The sequence below is a fragment of the Streptomyces sp. NPDC048291 genome (assembly GCF_043201715.1).
Classification (GTDB): Bacteria; Actinomycetota; Actinomycetes; order Streptomycetales; family Streptomycetaceae; genus Streptomyces.
Genome location: NZ_JBICZC010000004.1, coordinates 65,812 through 83,683, shown reverse-complemented (window position 1 = coordinate 83,683; position 17,872 = coordinate 65,812). Strand labels below are relative to the sequence as shown.

The following is a 17,872-nucleotide window of genomic DNA, read 5'->3' as shown; positions in this document are numbered from 1 at the left end:
CGCCCCCACATCCGTAACACCAGTCCCGTGCCGAACCGCGGCCCTGCGCCGCGCCGACACAACGAGGTTGCCGTATCCATGCGCCACGATGAAGGAGCCCGCGGTGAGTGCTGACCCGACGCAGACGCTCGCTTTCGACACGAGCTGTCACCTGTTCGACGGGTGTGGCTTCCCGGCTCCGGGCCTGCACTCGTTCCTGTTCAAGCCGCTCTTCGGCGACGCGGACAGCAACCTGTACTTCAACAAGACGATGCTGCTGGCGCTGCTCGGGTCGATCATCATCGTGGGCTTCTTCTGGGCCGCGTTCGCCCGCCCGAAGGTCGTCCCGGGCAAGCTCCAGATGATCGCCGAGTCCGGCTACGACTTCGTCCGGCGCGGCGTGGTCTACGAGACCATCGGCAAGAAGGAGGGCGAGAAGTACGTTCCGTTCGTCGTCTCGCTGTTCTTCTTCGTCTGGATGATGAACCTCTGGTCGATCATCCCGCTCGCCCAGTTCCCGGTCACCGCGATCATCTCGTACCCCGCGGTCCTGGCCGGCCTGGTCTACATCACCTGGGTCTCGCTGACGTTCAAGCGGCACGGCTTCGTCGGTGCCTTCAAGAACTTCACCGGCTACGACAAGTCGCTCGGCGCGGTCCTCCCGCTGTCGATGACGATCGAGCTCTTCTCGAACCTGCTCGTGCGGCCCTTCACCCACGCCGTCCGACTCTTCGCGAACATGTTCGCCGGCCACACCCTGCTGCTGCTCTTCACGATCGCCAGCTGGTACATGCTCAACGGCATCGGTATCGCCTACTCCGCCGTGTCGTTCGTGATGGTCATCGTGATGACCGCCTTCGAACTCTTCATCCAGGCTGTTCAGGCCTACGTCTTCGTACTGCTGACCTGCAGCTTCATCCAGGGCGCGCTCGCCGAGTCCCACTGAGCGCCAGCCCGCCCCACCACCCATGGCATCCGGTGGCCAACCCCCACCGGTCATTGAAAGAGAAGGAAGAACCGGCATGTCCGTTCTGCACGAGACCCTGGCCGCTGTCCAGATCAAGGGCAACCTCGGCTCCATCGGTTACGGCCTCGCCGCGATCGGCCCGGGCGTCGGCGTCGGCATCATCTTCGGTAACGGCACGCAGGCCCTCGCCCGCCAGCCCGAGGCGGCCGGCCTGATCCGTGCCAACCAGATCCTCGGCTTCGCCTTCTGTGAGGCGCTCGCCCTGATCGGTCTGGTCATGCCGTTCGTCTACCCGGCCTCCTGACCCGACCGTCGCGCACCATTAGACGAAAGGCACTGATATGAGCCCCCTGGTTCAGCTGGCGGCGGAGGAGGCCGAAAACCCCCTCATCCCGCCGATCCCAGAGCTCGTCATCGGCCTCATCGCCTTCGTCATCGTCTTCGGCTTCCTCGCCAAGAAGCTCCTTCCGAACATCAACAAGGTTCTGGAGCAGCGCCGCGAGGCGATCGAGGGCGGTATCGAGAAGGCCGAGGCCGCGCAGACCGAGGCCCAGAGCGTCCTTGAGCAGTACAAGGCGCAGCTGGCCGAGGCCCGGCACGAGGCCGCGCGCCTGCGCCAGGAGGCTCAGGAGCAGGGCGCCGCGCTCATCGCCGAGATGCGCGCCGAGGGCCAGCGGCAGCGTGAGGAGATCGTCGCCGCCGGTCACGCGCAGATCGACGCCGACCGCAAGTCCGCTGCGCAGGCGCTCCGTCAGGACGTCGGCCACCTGGCCACCGACCTGGCCGGCAAGCTCGTCGGTGAGTCCCTGGAGGACCACGCCCGGCAGAGCCGCGTGATCGACCGCTTCCTCGACGAGCTCGAGGAGAAGGCCGAGGCGGCTCGATGAACGGAGCGAGCCGCGAGGCCCTGGCAGCCGCACGTGAGCGTCTCGACGCGCTGACGGACTCGACGTCCGTCGACGCGACGCGGCTCGCCGACGAGCTGGCGGCCGTCACCGCGCTGCTCGACCGCGAGGGCGGCCTGCGTCGGGTCCTCACCGACCCGGCGCAGTCCGGCGAGGCGAAGGCCGAGCTGGTCCGGCGCCTGATCGGCGGCCAGGTCACCGAGACCACCGCCGACGTGGTGACCGGCCTGGTCCGGTCCCGCTGGTCGCAGCCCCGCGACCTGGTGGACGCGCTGGAGGAGCTGGCGGACGTCGCCGACCTCACCGCCGCACAGACGTCGGACACGCTGGACGACGTGGAGGACGAGCTGTTCCGGTTCGGCCGGATCGTCTCCTCCAGCACCGGACTGCGCGCCGCGCTCACCGACCGCAAGGCCACCGCCGCCGCCAAGGTGGAGCTGCTGCACCGCCTGCTCGGCGGTCGCGCCAAGCCGGTCACCGAGCGTCTGGTCACGCGCCTTGTGACCGCGCCGCGGGGACGTAGCCTGGAAGCGGGCCTGGAGGCCCTGTCCAAGCTCGCCGCGGAGCGCCGCAGCCGCGTCGTCGCCGTCGTCACCTCGGCGGTGCCGCTGAGCGAGCCGCAGAAGCAGCGCCTGGGCGCCGCCCTCGCGAAGCTCTACGGCCGCACGATGCACCTCAACCTCGACGTCGACCCCGCGGTCGTCGGCGGGATCCGGGTGCAGGTCGGTGACGAGGTCATCAACGGTTCCATCGCGGACCGGCTGGAGGACGCGGCCCGCCGCATGGCGAGCTAGCACCCCGGTACACGAGAAGAGCAGTACGTACTTACGACGGCCCGGTTGGGCCGTACAAGAAGAATCCTGGGGGTCGCCCCCAGACCCCCCAAGTGAAACTTCGGGCCCAACAAGGAGAGCAGGGAACCCAGATGGCGGAGCTCACGATCCGGCCGGAGGAGATCCGGGACGCGCTGGAGAACTTCGTCCAGTCGTACAAGCCGGACGCGGCCTCGCGCGAGGAGGTCGGTACGGTCACCCTTGCCGGCGACGGCATCGCGAAGGTCGAGGGTCTTCCCTCGGCCATGGCCAACGAACTGCTGAAGTTCGAGGACGGCACCCTCGGCCTCGCGCTGAACCTGGAAGAGCGCGAGATCGGCGCCATCGTCCTCGGTGAGTTCAGCGGCATCGAGGAGGGTCAGCCGGTGCAGCGCACCGGTGAGGTCCTCTCCGTCGCGGTCGGCGAGGGCTACCTCGGCCGCGTCGTCGACCCGCTCGGCAACCCGATCGACGGCCTCGGCGAGATCGAGACGTCCGGCCGCCGCGCCCTGGAGCTGCAGGCTCCCGGCGTCATGGCCCGTAAGTCGGTCCACGAGCCGATGGAGACCGGCTACAAGGCCGTCGACGCGATGACCCCGGTCGGCCGCGGCCAGCGTCAGCTGATCATCGGCGACCGCCAGACCGGCAAGACCGCCCTGGCCGTCGACACGATCATCAACCAGCGCGACAACTGGCGCTCGGGCGACCCGAAGAAGCAGGTCCGCTGCGTCTACGTCGCCATCGGCCAGAAGGGCTCGACCATCGCCTCCGTGCGTGGCGCCCTGGAAGAGGCCGGCGCGCTGGAGTACACGACCATCGTCGCCGCCCCGGCGTCCGACCCGGCCGGCTTCAAGTACCTGGCGCCGTACACCGGCTCGGCCATCGGCCAGCACTGGATGTACGACGGCAAGCACGTCCTCATCATCTTCGACGACCTCTCGAAGCAGGCCGACGCCTACCGCGCCGTGTCGCTGCTGCTGCGCCGCCCGCCGGGCCGTGAGGCCTACCCGGGTGACGTCTTCTACCTGCACTCCCGCCTGCTGGAGCGCTGCGCCAAGCTCTCCGACGAGATGGGTGCCGGCTCGATGACCGGTCTGCCGATCGTCGAGACCAAGGCCAACGACGTCTCGGCGTTCATCCCGACCAACGTCATCTCCATCACCGACGGCCAGTGCTTCCTGGAGTCGGACCTGTTCAACGCCGGTCAGCGCCCCGCGCTGAACGTCGGTATCTCCGTCTCCCGGGTCGGCGGTTCCGCGCAGCACAAGGCGATGAAGCAGGTCTCCGGCCGACTGCGTCTGGACCTCGCCCAGTACCGCGAGCTGGAGGCGTTCGCCGCCTTCGGTTCCGACCTGGACGCCGCGTCGAAGTCGCAGCTGGAGCGTGGCCAGCGACTGGTCGAGCTGCTCAAGCAGGCTCAGTACCAGCCGATGTCCACCGAGGACCAGGTCGTCTCCGTGTGGGCCGGTACCACCGGCAAGATGGACGACGTCCCGGTCACCGACATCCGCCGCTTCGAGAAGGAGCTCCTGGAGTACCTGCACCGCAAGGAGCAGGGCCTCATGACCTCCATCAAGGAGGGCGGCAAGATGTCGGACGACACCCTCACCGCTGTTGCCGACGCCATCGCCGACTTCAAGAAGCAGTTCGAGACCTCGGACGGCAAGCTTCTCGGCGAGGACGTCCCGGCCGCGGCCAAGTGACGTAAGGAAGGGACCTGACTCATGGGAGCCCAGCTCCGGGTCTACAAGCGTCGCATCCGATCCGTCACCGCGACCAAGAAGATCACCAAGGCGATGGAGATGATCGCCGCCTCGCGTGTCGTCAAGGCGCAGCGCAAGGTGCGGGCCTCCGCGCCGTACGCGACCGAGCTCACCCGCGCGGTCACGGCGGTCGGTACCGGCTCCAACACCAAGCACCCGCTGACCACCGAGGCGGAGACGCCGACGCGTTCCGCGGTGCTGCTCCTCACGAGCGACCGCGGTCTGGCCGGCGCCTTCAACTCCAACGCCATCAAGGCCGCCGAGCTGCTGACGGCGCGCCTTGAGGCGGAGGGCAAGGAGGTCGACACCTACATCGTCGGCCGCCGCGGTCTGGCCCACTACCACTTCCGCGAGCGCAAGGTCGTGGAGTCGTGGACGGGCTTCACCGACGAGCCCTCGTACGCGGACGCCAAGAAGGTCGCGGCGCCGCTGATCGAGGCCATCGAGACGGAGACGGCGGACGGCGGGGTGGACGAACTCCACATCGTCTACACCGAGTTCGTGTCGATGATGACGCAGACGGCGCTCGGCGACCGGCTGCTGCCGCTCAGCCTCGACGAGGTCGCGGAGGAGGGCGCCGCCAAGGGCGACGAGATCCTCCCGCTGTACGACTTCGAGCCCTCGGCGGAGGACGTCCTCGACGCCCTGCTGCCGCGCTACGTGGAGAGCCGCATCTACAACGCGCTGCTCCAGTCGGCGGCTTCGAAGCACGCTGCCACGCGGCGCGCGATGAAGTCGGCCACCGACAACGCGGGCGAGCTGATCAACACGCTCTCCCGTCTTGCCAACGCGGCCCGCCAGGCCGAAATCACCCAGGAAATCAGCGAGATCGTCGGTGGCGCCAGCGCCCTGGCCGACGCGACCGCGGGGAGTGACCGCTAATGACCACCACTGTTGAGACCGCGACGGCCACGGGCCGCGTCGCCCGGGTCATCGGCCCGGTCGTCGACGTGGAGTTCCCCGTCGACGCGATGCCGGACATCTACAACGCCCTTCACGTCGAGGTGGCCGACCCGGCCAACGCCGGCGAGAAGAAGACGCTGACCCTGGAGGTCGCCCAGCACCTGGGTGACGGCCTGGTCCGCACCATCTCCATGCAGCCCACCGACGGTCTGGTCCGCCAGGCCCCGGTCACCGACACCGGCGACGGCATCACCGTCCCGGTCGGCGACTTCACCAAGGGCAAGGTGTTCAACACCCTCGGTGAGGTGCTGAACGTCGACGAGCAGTACGAGGGCGAGCGCTGGTCCATCCACCGCAAGGCCCCGAACTTCGACGAGCTCGAGTCGAAGACCGAGATGTTCGAGACCGGCGTCAAGGTCATCGACCTGCTCACCCCGTACGTCAAGGGTGGCAAGATCGGTCTGTTCGGCGGTGCCGGTGTCGGCAAGACGGTGCTCATCCAGGAGATGATCTACCGCGTCGCCAACAACCACGACGGTGTCTCCGTGTTCGCCGGTGTCGGTGAGCGCACCCGTGAGGGCAACGACCTCATCGAGGAGATGGCCGACTCGGGCGTCATCGACAAGACCGCCCTGGTCTTCGGCCAGATGGACGAGCCCCCGGGCACCCGTCTGCGCGTGGCCCTCGCGGGTCTGACCATGGCGGAGTACTTCCGCGATGTGCAGAAGCAGGACGTGCTGTTCTTCATCGACAACATCTTCCGCTTCACGCAGGCCGGTTCCGAGGTCTCCACGCTGCTCGGCCGGATGCCCTCCGCGGTGGGCTACCAGCCGAACCTGGCCGACGAGATGGGTCTCCTCCAGGAGCGCATCACCTCGACCCGTGGTCACTCGATCACCTCGATGCAGGCGATCTACGTCCCCGCGGACGACCTGACCGACCCGGCCCCGGCCACCACCTTCGCCCACCTCGACGCGACGACGGTGCTCTCCCGTCCGATCTCGGAGAAGGGCATCTACCCGGCCGTGGACCCGCTGGACTCCACGTCCCGGATCCTGGACCCGCGCTACATCGCGGCGGACCACTACAACACCGCGATGCGCGTGAAGACGGTCCTCCAGAAGTACAAGGACCTCCAGGACATCATCGCGATCCTCGGTATCGACGAGCTGGGCGAGGAGGACAAGCTCACCGTCCACCGTGCCCGTCGCGTGGAGCGCTTCCTGTCCCAGAACACCCACGTCGCCAAGCAGTTCACCGGCGTCGACGGGTCGGACGTCCCGCTGGACGAGTCGATCGCGGCCTTCAACGCGATCATCGACGGTGAGTACGACCACTTCCCGGAGCAGGCGTTCTTCCTGTGCGGTGGCATCGAGGACCTGAAGGCCAACGCCAAGGAGCTGGGCGTCTCCTGAACACCCCGAGTTCCCCGGAACTCCTTGTGTTCTTCGTGTGAGGGGGCGGGCGCGTCCCGCCCCCTCACGCACGCCTACTAGAATTGACCCCAACACCCGGCACCCCTGCCGGGTGGTGACCCGAGGAGCCACCCTTGGCTGCTGAGCTGCACGTCGAGCTCGTCGCCGCGGACCGCCAGGTCTGGTCCGGCGAGGCCACCCTGGTCGTCGCGCGTACCACGTCCGGCGACATCGGCGTCATGCCCGGTCACCAGCCGCTGCTCGGTGTGCTGGAGTCGGGCCCGGTGACCATCCGTACGAGTGATGGTGGAACGGTCGTCGCCGCGGTGCACGGCGGTTTCATCTCGTTCGCGGACAACAAGCTCTCGCTGCTGGCCGAGACCGCCGAGCTGTCGGACGAGATCGACGTCCAGCGCGAGGAGCGCGAGCTGGAGCGCGCGAAGGCGGCGGGCGACGCCACTGCCGAGCGACGCGCCGACGTCCGTCTGCGGGCGGCGACCGCGCGCTGACACACTGCACGTATGCGTTGACGCAACTCAGCCGCGGCTGGGACCGGAGCCATTCCGGACCCAGCCGCGGCTGAGGTAGATCTGGGTCTTTTTACGTTCCATTACCTAGGAGACGGGGAGGTCGGTGCCGATGGTCCTCGCTCTGACTGTGGCCGGAATCGTGGTCGTGCTGGTGGTGGTGGGACTCTTCCTGTTCGGTCTGCGCCGCAGACTGATCCAGCGCTCCGGCGGCACCTTCGACTGTTCCCTGCGCTGGGACGTCCCCGAGAAGACCGACACCAGCGGCAAGGGCTGGAGCTACGGCGTCGCCCGCTACAACGGCGACAGCGTCGAGTGGTACCGCGTCTTCTCCTACGCCTACCGGCCCCGCCGGGTCCTGGAACGCGACCGGATCGAGGTGGCCGGCCGCCGCCTCCCCGAGGGCGAGGAGGAACTGGCCCTGCTCTCCGACGCCGTCATCCTCGCCTGCACCCACCGCGGCACCCGCCTCGAACTCGCGATGAGCGAAGACGCGCTGACCGGTTTCCTCGCGTGGCTGGAAGCAGCCCCGCCCGGTCAGCGCGTCAATGTCGCCTAGGACATCTGGTTCTCAGGGGGGCTACGACAGCCCGGAGCTGATGGCGCTCACCAGCTCGCCGTTGCTGGTGTCGCCGCTGAACTCCCAGAAGAAGGCGCCGCCGAGACCCTGCGTCTTGGCCCAGCTCATCTTCCCGGCGATCGTCGACGGGGTGTCGTAGGACCACCAGTTGGTGCCGCAGTGCGCGTACGCCGTACCCGCGACGGTGCCGGTGACCGGGCAGGACGTCTTGAGGACCTTGTAGTCCTCGATGCCCGCCTCGTAGGTCCCGGTCGCCGCGCCCGTGGCCGTGCCGCCCGGGGCGTCCTGGGTGACGCCGGTCCAGCCTCTGCCGTAGAAGCCGATGCCGATCAGCAGCTTGCTCGCCGGTACGCCCTGCGCCTTGAACTTGGCCATCGCGTCGGCCGTGTCGAAGCCGGCGGTCGGGATGCCCGTGTACGAGGTGAGCGGGGAGTGCGGGGCGGTCGGGCCGGTGGTGGCCCAGGCGCCGAAGAAGTCGTACGACATCACGTTGTACCAGTCGACGTACTGGGAGGCGCCCGCGTAGTCGGTGGCGTCGATCTTGCCGCCGGCCGAGCCGTCGGCCGTGGTGGCCGCGGTGACCAGGTTGTTCGAGCCGAACTTGGCGCGCAGCGCGGACATCAGGTTCTTGAAGGCCGCCGAGCCGCTGGTGTCGCAGCTCAGCCCGCAGGCGTTCGGGTACTCCCAGTCGATGTCGATGCCGTCGAAGACATCGGCCCAGCGCGGGTCCTCGACCAGGTTGTAGCAGGAGTTCGCGAACGCGGTCGGGTTGGCCGCCGCCTGCGCGAAGCCGCCGGACCAGGTCCAGCCGCCGAAGGACCACAGGATCTTGATGTTCGGGTACTTGGCCTTCAGCTCGCGCAGCTGGTTGAAGTTGCCGGCCAGCGGCTGGTCCCAGGTGTCGGCGACGCCGCTGACCGACTGGTCGGCGGTGAACGTCTTCTGGTAGTCGGCGTAGGCGTCGCCGATCGCGCACTGGCCGTTCGTCACGTTGCCGAAGGCGTAGTTGATGTGCGTGATCTTCGCCGCGGAGCCGGACGTCACCAGGTTCTTGACCTGGTAGTTGCGGCCGTAGATGCCCCACTCGGTGAAGTAGCCGAGCTTGACCTTGGAGCCGGTGGTCGGGGGAGTGGTCGTACCGCCGGTGGTGTGGACGGCGACCGCGCCGCTGACCGGGCCCGTCTGGTTCGCGGTGTCGCGGGCCTGGACCGTGTACGAGTAGTTGGTGCCGGCCGTGAGACCCGAGTCGGTGTACGAGGTGGTGGTCACCGTGGAGACCACCTTGCCGTCGCGCAGGACGTCGTAGTTCTTGACGCCGTTGTCGTCGGTGGCGGCGGACCAGGTCAGCTTCACCGAGGTGTCGGTGATGCCCGACGCGGCCGGGGTGCCGGGCGCGGAGGGCGCCGAGTCGCCGGGGGTGGTGGTACCGCCGTCACAACTCGCCCCGTTGAGCAGACAGTTGCTCGGCGATCCCGAACCGGCGCCGTTGAAGCCGAAGGAGACGGAGGCGCCGGGGGCGATGGAGCCGTTGTAGGACTTGTTCTTGGCGGTCCAGTGGGTGCCGGAGGAGGTGACGTCCGCGTCCCACGCGGAGGTGACCGAGGTTCCGGAGGGGTAGTCCCACTCGACGGTCCACGAGCTGATCGACGTGGTGCCGGTGTTCTTGACGGTCCACTGGCCGCCGAAGCCGGTACCCCAGTCCTGGGTCTTGGTGTAGGTCGCCGTGGCGGACGTCGCGGCCTGGGCGGGGCCCGCGAGGCCCACCAGGCCGGCCAGGGGGAGCACCAGCGTCGCGAGCCCTGCCGCGACTCTGTGTCTGAAGCGCATGCTGCGCCTCCCTCTCGATCGGGGGTGACGTGGGCATGACTGAGCCTTCATGCCCATGGTGCCGCGAGAATAGAAAGGTCTGGACCACCGGTCAATAGGTCTGGACCACTCTTGTATACGGTCCCTCAGATCCCCAACTCCTGTGCCAGCACCGCCGCTTGCACCCGGCTGCGCAGCTCCAGCTTCGCCAGCAACCGGCTGACGTGGGTTTTCGCCGTGGCCTCGGCCATGTCCAGGCGGCCCGCGATCTCGGCGTTGGACATCCCCTCGCCGAGACAGGACAGCACCTCGCGCTCGCGCCGGGTCAGACTCTCCAGCGCCGCCGGATCGGCCCTCGGCTCCCGCACCGGCTTCGCCGCGAACTCGGCGATCAGCCGCCGGGTGACGGCGGGCGCGATCAGCCCCTCGCCGCCCGCGACCGTGCGCACCGCGGCGATCAGGTCGCGGGCCTCGGTGTTCTTCAGCAGGAAACCGGCCGCGCCCGCGCGCAACGCCCCGAACACGTACTCGTCGAGGTCGAAGGTGGTCAGCACCAGGACGTCCGCGAGCCCCTCCCCGACCACCTGCCGGGTCGCCGACACCCCGTCAAGCCGCGGCATCTGAACGTCCATCAGCACCAGGTCGGGCCGGAGCTCCCGGGCGAGCGCCACCGCCCGCTCCCCGTCCGCCGCCTCCCCGACCACCTCCACGTCGGGCGCGCTGCGCAGGATCAGGACCAGCCCCGCCCGGACGGCGGACTGGTCCTCGGCGACCAGGACACGGATCACGCGGCGACTCCTTCGACGAGCGGGAAGGCGGCACGCACGACCCAGAGCGCGCCCTCGGGACCGGCCTCGAAGCTGCCGCCGAGCAGCGCGGCCCGCTCCCGCATGCCGACCAGACCGGCGCCGGAGCCGGGCGCACGGGGGCCGTCGCCCGCGTCGTACCGGCTGGTCACGGTGACGGCCAGGGAGCCGTCCCGCTCCGCCACCGCGACCGCGACGCGTCCCCGCCCCGCGTGCTTGAGGGCGTTGGTCAGGGACTCCTGGACGATCCGGTACGCGGCCAGCTCCACCGGCGCGGGCAGCCGCTCGGCGTGGTCGCTGTCGAGGGTGACGTCGAGCCCGTTGGCACGGGCGCCGGCGACCAGGGTGCCGATGCCGTCGAGGGTCGGGGTCGCGCTCGGCTCCTCGTGGTCGGCGCGCAGGATGCCGATCAGCCGGCGCATCTCCGCCAGCCCCTGGACGCTGTTCTCGCGGATCACCGCGAGGGCGTCCCGGCCGGTCGCGGGCGAGTCGAGGGAGAGCGCGGCCGTGGCGTGGATGGCGATCGCGGAGAGGCGGCCCGCCACCAGGTCGTGCAGCTCGCGGGCCATCCGGGCGCGCTCGGCGGTGACGGCCTGGGCGCGGTCGGTCTCGGCGAGCAGCGCGGTCTGTTCGGCGCGCAGCCGGGCGGCCTCGGCGGCGTCGCGGTGGTTGCGCACGATCCAGCCGGTGGCCGCCGGCGTGAACGCCACCAGGCCGACGGCCGCCCCGATCAGCAACGCCTCCGGCCTGCGTAGCAGGGCGAGCGGGACGACTGTCCAGACCACCGTCATCAGCCCGGAGATCCACAGCACCCGGCGGGCGGGCGCCGGCGGGGTGTACAGGACGGCCGCGTACACCAGGTCCGTGAACATCACGATCGTGGCCAGGTTGCCCTGGGTGACGGTGTCGGCGGTGAGCGCGGCGACGCCGATCACCAGGCCGGTGCGCGGGCGGGTGCGGCGCAGCAGTTCGCAGCACGCCATCACGGCCAGCGGCGCCAGCACCGGCGGGCGTCCGTGCCAGAGGACGAGGGGGTCGTGCGGCCCCCGCACCCCGAGCCCCACGCCCCACACGAGCAGTCCGCCGAGCAGCCCCGCGAGGGCGATGCGCAGGTCGTCTCGGTGCGGGCGGGGGAGTGCGGGGGCGGCCATGTCTCCATCCAACAGGGCGGACGTGCTCGTCGCGTGGTCCCGCGGAAGGGTCCGGCACTGCATCCTTCGATGTACCGCGGGTTCGTCACCGACGACGACGTACCGGGCGGGGCCCGCCGGGAGCCTTGAGGGGTGACCGAGTCCCAGGACCCCCGCCGAGGAGCGAACCGTGGTCGTCGCGTTGATCATCGCCTGTGAAGTGGGCTTCTGGGTGCTGCTCGCCCTCGGCCTGGCCACCCGCTACCTGCTGAAGCGGCGCCGGACGAGCGTCGTCCTGCTGCTGTGCGAGCCCGTCCTCGAACTGGTGCTGTTCGCGGTCACGGCGGTGGACCTCAGGAACGGCGCCCACCCCGGCTGGGAGCACGGCCTGGCGGCCCTCTACATCGGCTTCACCGTCGCCTACGGCCACTCCACGATCCACTGGCTCGACGGTCACGCCGCACACCGCCTGGCCGGTGCCCCGCGCCCCCCGAAGCCGCCCCGCTACGGCATGGCCCGCGCCCGCCACGAGGGCCGCCTGTGGCTGCGCACCGTCCTCATGGCGGCGGTCGCCTGCGCCCTGCTCCAGGGCGCGATCCAGTACGTCGGCGACGGCGACACCTCGTCGCTGCGGGCCTTCCAGTGGGTGGCGCTCAGGGCCGCCGGCATCCACGGCCTGATCGCGCTGACCTACGTCGTGTGGCCGAAGAAGCGGCCCGCGTCGGCGCTCCCCGGCGGGGTCCCAGAGCACGTCCCCGACGTCCTTGTCGGCCGTACGGGCCAGGATGCTGCATCTCCTGGGGGACAACCCCCGGACCCCCGGCCGGGGCGGCACGGCCGCTAGCGTTCGCCGCCTGGCACCCACAGGATATCCCCGACGTCCTTGTTCGCCGTCCTCGCCAGGATGAACAACAGGTCCGACAAGCGGTTGAGGTAGGTCGCGGTCAGCGGGTTCATCACCTCTCCGTGCGCCTCGAGCGCGGCCCACGTAGACCGCTCGGCCCGCCGCACGACCGTGCAGGCCTGGTGGAGCAGGGCCGCGCCCGGGGTGCCGCCCGGGAGGATGAAGGAACGGAGCTTCTCCAGCCGCTCGTTGAAGCGGTCGCAGTCCGCCTCCAGCTTGTCGACGTAGAACTGCTCGACCCGCAGCGGCGGGAACTCCGGCTTCTCCACCACGGGCGTCGACAGGTCGGCGCCCACGTCGAACAGGTCGTTCTGCACCCGGGTGAGCACCGCGACGACCTCCGCCTCCAGCCCGCCCAGCGCGATCGCCGTCCCGATCACCGCGTTCGCCTCGTTGGCGTCGGCGTACGCCGAGATTCGCAGATCGGTCTTGGCGACCCGGCTCATGTCCCCGAGGGCGGTGGTGCCCTGGTCGCCGGTCCTGGTGTAGATGCGCGTCAGATTGACCATGCGGCCAGCGTAAGGGTGTCCCCGGTGACGGCGGACCGTGCCGTACCCGGCCGGAAACGGGCGATGCCGCCGCGGCCGCCTGACGGGACGTGACGGTTGTCTCACGTCCTGAGACCGTGACACGCATTACTTACCGGGTTGCCCGGCCCCCGACGAGCGCTAGGGTCCCGCCCAAGAGGCATACCTCAACAGCGTGTAAGGGGAGCGGAGTGGCACGGAAGCTTGCCGTCATCGGGGCCGGCCTGATGGGGTCCGGCATCGCCCAGGTCGCCGCGCAGGCCGGCTGGGACGTGGTCCTGCGTGACGTCACCGACGAGGCACTGGACCGTGCCGTGGGCGGGATCCAGGCCTCGTACGGCAAGTTCGTGAGCAAGGGGAAGCTGGAGGCGCACGACGCCGACGCCGCCCTGGCCCGCATCACCACGACCACCGACCTCGAAGCGGTCGCCGACGCGGACATCGTGGTCGAGGCCGTCTTCGAGAAGCTGGAGGTCAAGCACGAGATCTTCCGCGCGCTCGACAAGATCGTGCGCCCGGACGCCGTGCTCGCCTCCAACACCTCCGCGATCCCGATCACCAAGATCGCGGCCGCCACCGAGCACCCGGAACGGGTCGTCGGCGTCCACTTCTTCTCGCCGGTGCCGATGATGCAGCTCGTCGAGCTGGTCCGCGGCTACAAGACCAGCGACGAAACCCTCGCCACCGCGCGGGAGTTCGCGGAGTCCACCGGCAAGACCTGCATCGTCGTCAACCGGGACGTCGCCGGCTTCGTGACGACCCGGCTGATCTCGGCGCTCGTCGTCGAGGCCACCAAGCTGTACGAGTCGGGCGTCGCCACCGCCGAGGACATCGACCTCGCCTGCAAGCTGGGCTTCGGTCACGCCATGGGCCCGCTGGCCACGGCCGACCTCACCGGCGTCGACATCCTGCTGCACGCCACCGGCAACATCTACACCGAGTCGCAGGACGAGAAGTTCGCCCCGCCGGAGCTGATGCGCCGGATGGTTGACGCCGGTGACATCGGGCGCAAGAGCGGGCAGGGCTTCTACACGTACTGAAACATCAGTACGTAGACCCTCTGATCGCCTGTCAAAACGCACAAACCGCAGAGGTTTCACCCTCTGGGGTGAATTCGGTATCGGTTCGCTTACAGATGGCAACCTCTGACCGGCGAACGCAGTCAGACGTTGCAATACCGGACAACACTTTCACGGAGTAGGACACGCACTCTCGGGGAGCGCATATGCACATCAGGGGCGACCACGCCGAGCTGGTCGTCGGGGGCCGCCTCGACGTACGCAGCGCGGCGGACGCCCGTACGGTCCTGCACTCGGCCGTCGACGACGGAGTCGGCGATCTGGTGCTGGACCTGTCCGAGCTGGACTCCTGGGACGCCACCGGACTCGGGGTGATCATGGGGGCCCACCGGCGGGCCGGCCGCTGCGGCCGCCGTCTGGTGCTGCGCGGCGTACCGCCGCAGATGCAGCGCCTGCTGGTGGCCACCAGGCTGCACCGGATCCTGGCGATCGAGGGGGGTATCGGGGTGGAGTCACTGCCCCGGGTCTGACGCCGGGACCGGTGGCCGGCCGTGGGCTCTGCCGCGGTGACCGGCTGTGCGGCGGCGAACTGTCGGGGCGCAACGATCCGGTGTGAACCGGGCGACGGGGGTGACCCGGTCGGACGGCGCGCATGCGCACGTCAGACGCAATCCTCACGAGACCGTGATGTCTCGGACGGCGCGGTACCCCGGACTGTCGTAGATACTGTGCGAAGGTTTAAGGTTCGGTCGCCCGCCGCCCTTGCCACCCTTCGAGCGCGGGCCCGGACCAGAAGCGACAGCGCGGTGTGCAACAGGCCGGGAGGGGCCGGTTTTCACGGCACACGACGCTTTTGGGGGGCTAGGAACCTATGGACCCGATCAGCCCGGGACCCGAGGGGTACGGCCAGGACGGCGACGGCAGCACGTCGCGCCAGCGCCCGCCCAGGGAATCCCTCACCACCGACTTCGGTCAGAGCACGCCGGCGACGGCCCGCACCACGCGGCTGGTCGCCGGCGACTTCCTGCTGACCGTCAATCCCGTCGACGGCAGTGAGATAGAACCCTGCCCGCCGACCGAACGCCCCACCGGGCCGGAGAAGCGCAGCGCCGCCGAGCGCGCCGAGTACGAGCGCGCCGCCCGGCCGCCGGTGCCGCCCGGCCCCGCCCGGCCGGAGCTGCCGCTCCTGGAGCGCCAGGACGACCGCGAGCGGCTCGTCCGGCTCCTCGCCCGCGGCCGCTCGGTGCGCCTCACCGGCCCCTCGGGCTCCGGCCGCACCGCGCTCCTCGACCTGGTCGCCGACGACTGCTCCGACCTCGCCCCGGACGGCGTGGTCCGCCTCAACGGCTTCCACCGCACGCACGAGGACCTGCTCCACGACCTCTTCCACGCCGTCTACAAGATGCCCGCGTACCGCCCGGACCACGAGCAGCTCCTCGAACTGGTCCGGGAGATCGGCGCGGTCGTCGTCCTCGACGACGTCGAGTTCGGCGGCACCGGGCTCGACGAGCTGATCGACGCCACCCCCGAGTGCGCCTTCCTGATCGGCGCCACCCCGGACGTGCCGGCGCCCTCCGCCGACTCCGCCGTCGAGGAGGTCTTCCTCGACGGCCTCGACCGGGCCGGCGGCGTCGACATCCTGGAACGCACGGTCGGCCGGGTGCTCACCGAGGAGGAGGCCAACTGGGCCGGCGACCTCTGGTTCGAGTCCGAGGGCCTGCCGCTGCGGTTCGTCCAGGCCGGTGCGCTGCTGCGCCAGCGCGACCAGTTGCGGGCCAGCGCGGGCGCCGTGGACGAGTTCGGCGTCTTCGCCTCCGGCATGCCCGACCTGTCCGACCTGCCGGGGATCTCCGACCTGCCGGTCGAGGCGGCCCTCGACGACGAGGCGGGCGACGAGATCCCGCTCCCGTCCCTCGGCGAGGCCGCCGCGCCCGCCCCACTGCTCGCCTCCCGGCTCAGCGCCTCCGCCCGGGCCACCCTGCGCTTCGCGGTCGCCCTCGGCGGCGAGGTGCCGCACCAGGCGCATCTGCCGGCCCTCGTGGGCGACACCCACGCGGACGCCGCCCTCGGCGAACTGGCGGGCTGCGGACTGGTCTCCCCGGTGGGCTCCCGCTACCGGCTCGCCGCGGGCGTCCTGCAGCAGCTGGAGGCCGCCGGATACGCCGACGACGCGGCGGCCCAGGCCCTCACCGCCGCCCAGCACTACGGCTGGTGGGCCGGGCACCCCTCGGTCACCCCGGAGCGGGTCTGCGCCGAGTCCGACGCGATCCTCGCCGCCCTGACGGTGGTCGTCCCCGAGACGGTGCCGCCGGCCGAGGACGAGGAGAGCACGCCGGTACGACTGGCCCGCACGGCCGCGCCCGCGTTCGCGGCGGGGCTGCACTGGAGCGCCTGGGAACGCGCCCTGCGGGCCGGCGCCGAGGCCTCCCGGCTCGCCGGTGAGGTCGGCGAGCAGGCCTACTTCCACCACGAACTCGGCGTGTTCGCGCTCTGCGGCGGCTGGCTGGACCGGGCACGGGCCGAGCTGGAGGCCTCGATCGGGCTGCGCGGGGCGCTCTCCGACAAGCGGGGCACGACGGCCGGCCGACGGGCCCTCGCCCTGGTGGCCGACCTCTCGGGCGAGGTCATCCCGGCCGTCGCCGCGATGGCGGGCGACGAGATTCCCGACGCCCGCCACGAGGAGTCCATATCCCCGGCCGGCGGGATCACCACGCCCTTCCCCGCGGTCCACTCGCCGGTCTCGGACACGGTGGTGACCCACAGGGTCCCGGGACAGCCGACGGCGTCCCAGGACGGCGGGGGCGGCCTGGTCCGCATGGCCCGCCGCAACCTGGTGGCGGTGGGCGCGGGCGTGCTCCTGACGGCCGTCCTCGGCACCGTGGTCACCCTCGGCATGACCTCCAACAACAACGCCGACAACCCGTCCAACAACGTGAGCGTCAACCCCTCGGCGAGCGAGGACACGAGCGACGGGGGCCTGGGCGCCGACCCCGGCCAGACCTCCGGTGCGGGCGACACCGGCACGGCCACCACCAAGCCGACGGACCCGGGCCCCGACGGCACCCTCGGCACCTCGGACGACCCGACACCCCCGTCCGACACGGAGACGCCTTCGGCTTCGGCCACGGGGACGAAGGGGTCCTCGGGGGGCGGCACGACCCACTCACCGTCGGCGTCGCCCTCGAAGTCGGCGTCACCGTCGAAGTCGGTATCCCCGAGCCCGTCGAAGTCGTCGGAGTCGCCGTCGGCGAGTGCGTCGCCGTCGGTCTCGTCGTCGGCCCCGTCCGACACGCCGTCCACCGCCGACAGCGCGAGCGGACCGGCGTCCAGTGCCCCGGCGGCGTCGACCAGTTCGGTGGCGTCGGAGGGCAGCGGCACGGGTACGTCGACCGGAACCGTGATCTGAGTCGCCGGGCGTCCCCCGCGCCACGCGCGGGACGCCCGCCCGCACCCACCCCGCACCCACCCCGACGGCGCACGACCCCGACGACGCGAGCAGGCGGCGCCGAGCCCGCCTCAGACCGGCCCGGCACCGCCGGTGAGCGCCGAACGGGTTGAGCGCCGTTGCGGCGGGTTCAGTGGTGCGCGGCGCCACTTGTCAGGCGTGGGCCGAACTCGCCTGAGGCCGGTCTCGCCCCGCGGGTCTCGCCCCGCGGGTCTCGCACCGTAGGCCTCGTCCGCCGCTCTCCTGCTCCTTGCGCCGCGGCTCACCTTGAACCCGCCGCGATGGCGCTCGGCCACGACGGCGTGGACCGGTGGTGCCGAACTTGCCAGAGGCGGGCTCGGCACCGCCGGTCACCGTCGAATGGGCTGAGCGCCGTTGCGGCGG

At 70.5% G+C, this 17,872-nt stretch carries 17 protein-coding genes; 13 read left to right on the top strand and 4 right to left on the bottom strand.

Annotated features, from left to right (window positions below; genetic code table 11):
• Positions 1 to 88 precede the first annotated feature (88 nt).
• The 9 genes from atpB to ACGF5O_RS11145 all read left to right on the top strand — a co-directional run bounded on the left by atpB (position 89) and on the right by ACGF5O_RS11145 (position 7,830).
• A complete protein-coding gene (atpB, locus tag ACGF5O_RS11185; RefSeq protein WP_393809642.1) occupies positions 89 to 925 on the top strand; it encodes a F0F1 ATP synthase subunit A in 837 nt (278 codons plus the stop codon).
• A 76-nt stretch (positions 926 to 1,001) separates the two neighbouring features.
• Positions 1,002 to 1,250, top strand: coding sequence for a F0F1 ATP synthase subunit C (locus ACGF5O_RS11180; protein WP_067003022.1), 249 nt, complete (start codon positions 1,002 to 1,004; stop codon positions 1,248 to 1,250).
• A 37-nt stretch (positions 1,251 to 1,287) separates the two neighbouring features.
• A complete protein-coding gene (locus ACGF5O_RS11175; RefSeq protein WP_362596812.1) occupies positions 1,288 to 1,833 on the top strand; it encodes a F0F1 ATP synthase subunit B in 546 nt (181 codons plus the stop codon).
• A complete protein-coding gene (locus ACGF5O_RS11170) occupies positions 1,830 to 2,645 on the top strand; it encodes a F0F1 ATP synthase subunit delta (RefSeq protein ID WP_393809641.1) in 816 nt (271 codons plus the stop codon). Before ACGF5O_RS11175 ends, ACGF5O_RS11170 begins: the two co-directional genes overlap by 4 nt.
• 131 nt (positions 2,646 to 2,776) lie before the next feature.
• The gene (atpA, locus tag ACGF5O_RS11165) at positions 2,777 to 4,366 is read left to right on the top strand and encodes a F0F1 ATP synthase subunit alpha (protein ID WP_189268502.1); all 1,590 of its coding nucleotides are present in this window, start codon (positions 2,777 to 2,779) and stop codon (positions 4,364 to 4,366) included.
• A gap of 21 nt (positions 4,367 to 4,387) precedes the next feature.
• Positions 4,388 to 5,308 (top strand): F0F1 ATP synthase subunit gamma, encoded by a 921-nt coding sequence (locus ACGF5O_RS11160; RefSeq protein WP_189268501.1) that lies wholly within the window; start codon positions 4,388 to 4,390, stop codon positions 5,306 to 5,308.
• On the top strand, positions 5,308 to 6,744 hold the full coding sequence (gene atpD, locus ACGF5O_RS11155) for a F0F1 ATP synthase subunit beta (RefSeq protein WP_189268500.1): 1,437 nt from the start codon (positions 5,308 to 5,310) through the stop codon (positions 6,742 to 6,744). The genes ACGF5O_RS11160 and atpD overlap by 1 nt, the downstream gene beginning before the upstream one ends.
• Before the next feature lie 134 nt (positions 6,745 to 6,878).
• On the top strand, positions 6,879 to 7,253 hold the full coding sequence (locus ACGF5O_RS11150; RefSeq protein ID WP_189268499.1) for a F0F1 ATP synthase subunit epsilon: 375 nt from the start codon (positions 6,879 to 6,881) through the stop codon (positions 7,251 to 7,253).
• A gap of 130 nt (positions 7,254 to 7,383) precedes the next feature.
• On the top strand, positions 7,384 to 7,830 hold the full coding sequence (locus ACGF5O_RS11145; protein WP_093499053.1) for a DUF2550 domain-containing protein: 447 nt from the start codon (positions 7,384 to 7,386) through the stop codon (positions 7,828 to 7,830).
• Positions 7,831 to 7,851: 21 nt separating this feature from the next.
• On the opposite strand, the gene ACGF5O_RS11140 is transcribed toward ACGF5O_RS11145, so the two are convergent.
• From ACGF5O_RS11140 to ACGF5O_RS11130, 3 genes are all read right to left on the bottom strand, one after another.
• Complete coding sequence (locus tag ACGF5O_RS11140; protein ID WP_393809640.1) at positions 7,852 to 9,678, bottom strand: glycosyl hydrolase family 18 protein; 1,827 nt, start codon at positions 9,676 to 9,678, stop codon at positions 7,852 to 7,854.
• Between the two features lie 125 nt (positions 9,679 to 9,803).
• The gene (locus ACGF5O_RS11135) at positions 9,804 to 10,445 is read right to left on the bottom strand and encodes a response regulator (RefSeq protein ID WP_393809639.1); all 642 of its coding nucleotides are present in this window, start codon (positions 10,443 to 10,445) and stop codon (positions 9,804 to 9,806) included.
• A complete protein-coding gene (locus tag ACGF5O_RS11130; protein ID WP_393809638.1) occupies positions 10,442 to 11,614 on the bottom strand; it encodes a sensor histidine kinase in 1,173 nt (390 codons plus the stop codon). Before ACGF5O_RS11130 ends, ACGF5O_RS11135 begins: the two co-directional genes overlap by 4 nt.
• 169 nt (positions 11,615 to 11,783) lie before the next feature.
• Between ACGF5O_RS11130 and ACGF5O_RS11125 the strand changes: the two genes are divergently transcribed.
• Positions 11,784 to 12,437, top strand: a complete 654-nt coding sequence (locus ACGF5O_RS11125) for a hypothetical protein (RefSeq protein WP_393809637.1) — start codon at positions 11,784 to 11,786, stop codon at positions 12,435 to 12,437.
• On the opposite strand, the gene ACGF5O_RS11120 is transcribed toward ACGF5O_RS11125, so the two are convergent.
• Positions 12,434 to 13,006, bottom strand: coding sequence for a cob(I)yrinic acid a,c-diamide adenosyltransferase (locus tag ACGF5O_RS11120; protein WP_393809636.1), 573 nt, complete (start codon positions 13,004 to 13,006; stop codon positions 12,434 to 12,436). The genes ACGF5O_RS11125 and ACGF5O_RS11120 overlap by 4 nt on opposite strands.
• Before the next feature lie 209 nt (positions 13,007 to 13,215).
• Between ACGF5O_RS11120 and ACGF5O_RS11115 the strand changes: the two genes are divergently transcribed.
• The 3 genes from ACGF5O_RS11115 to ACGF5O_RS11105 all read left to right on the top strand — a co-directional run bounded on the left by ACGF5O_RS11115 (position 13,216) and on the right by ACGF5O_RS11105 (position 17,449).
• Complete coding sequence (locus ACGF5O_RS11115) at positions 13,216 to 14,064, top strand: 3-hydroxyacyl-CoA dehydrogenase family protein (protein ID WP_393809635.1); 849 nt, start codon at positions 13,216 to 13,218, stop codon at positions 14,062 to 14,064.
• 185 nt (positions 14,065 to 14,249) lie between these two features.
• Positions 14,250 to 14,573 (top strand): STAS domain-containing protein, encoded by a 324-nt coding sequence (locus tag ACGF5O_RS11110; protein WP_186284954.1) that lies wholly within the window; start codon positions 14,250 to 14,252, stop codon positions 14,571 to 14,573.
• A 341-nt stretch (positions 14,574 to 14,914) separates the two neighbouring features.
• The gene (locus tag ACGF5O_RS11105; RefSeq protein WP_393809634.1) at positions 14,915 to 17,449 is read left to right on the top strand and encodes an ATP-binding protein; all 2,535 of its coding nucleotides are present in this window, start codon (positions 14,915 to 14,917) and stop codon (positions 17,447 to 17,449) included.
• Positions 17,450 to 17,872: the final 423 nt, after the last annotated feature.

Coding starts and splice junctions, on each gene's coding strand:
- atpB (WP_393809642.1), top strand. CDS start 89: ATGAAGGAGCCCGCGGTGAGTGCTGACCCGACGCAGACGCTCGCTTTC.
- ACGF5O_RS11180 (WP_067003022.1), top strand. CDS start 1,002: ATGTCCGTTCTGCACGAGACCCTGGCCGCTGTCCAGATCAAGGGCAAC.
- ACGF5O_RS11175 (WP_362596812.1), top strand. CDS start 1,288: ATGAGCCCCCTGGTTCAGCTGGCGGCGGAGGAGGCCGAAAACCCCCTC.
- ACGF5O_RS11170 (WP_393809641.1), top strand. CDS start 1,830: ATGAACGGAGCGAGCCGCGAGGCCCTGGCAGCCGCACGTGAGCGTCTC.
- atpA (WP_189268502.1), top strand. CDS start 2,777: ATGGCGGAGCTCACGATCCGGCCGGAGGAGATCCGGGACGCGCTGGAG.
- ACGF5O_RS11160 (WP_189268501.1), top strand. CDS start 4,388: ATGGGAGCCCAGCTCCGGGTCTACAAGCGTCGCATCCGATCCGTCACC.
- atpD (WP_189268500.1), top strand. CDS start 5,308: ATGACCACCACTGTTGAGACCGCGACGGCCACGGGCCGCGTCGCCCGG.
- ACGF5O_RS11145 (WP_093499053.1), top strand. CDS start 7,384: ATGGTCCTCGCTCTGACTGTGGCCGGAATCGTGGTCGTGCTGGTGGTG.
- ACGF5O_RS11140 (WP_393809640.1), bottom strand. CDS start 9,678: ATGCGCTTCAGACACAGAGTCGCGGCAGGGCTCGCGACGCTGGTGCTC.
- ACGF5O_RS11130 (WP_393809638.1), bottom strand. CDS start 11,614: ATGGCCGCCCCCGCACTCCCCCGCCCGCACCGAGACGACCTGCGCATC.
- ACGF5O_RS11120 (WP_393809636.1), bottom strand. CDS start 13,006: ATGGTCAATCTGACGCGCATCTACACCAGGACCGGCGACCAGGGCACC.
- ACGF5O_RS11110 (WP_186284954.1), top strand. CDS start 14,250: ATGCACATCAGGGGCGACCACGCCGAGCTGGTCGTCGGGGGCCGCCTC.
- ACGF5O_RS11105 (WP_393809634.1), top strand. CDS start 14,915: ATGGACCCGATCAGCCCGGGACCCGAGGGGTACGGCCAGGACGGCGAC.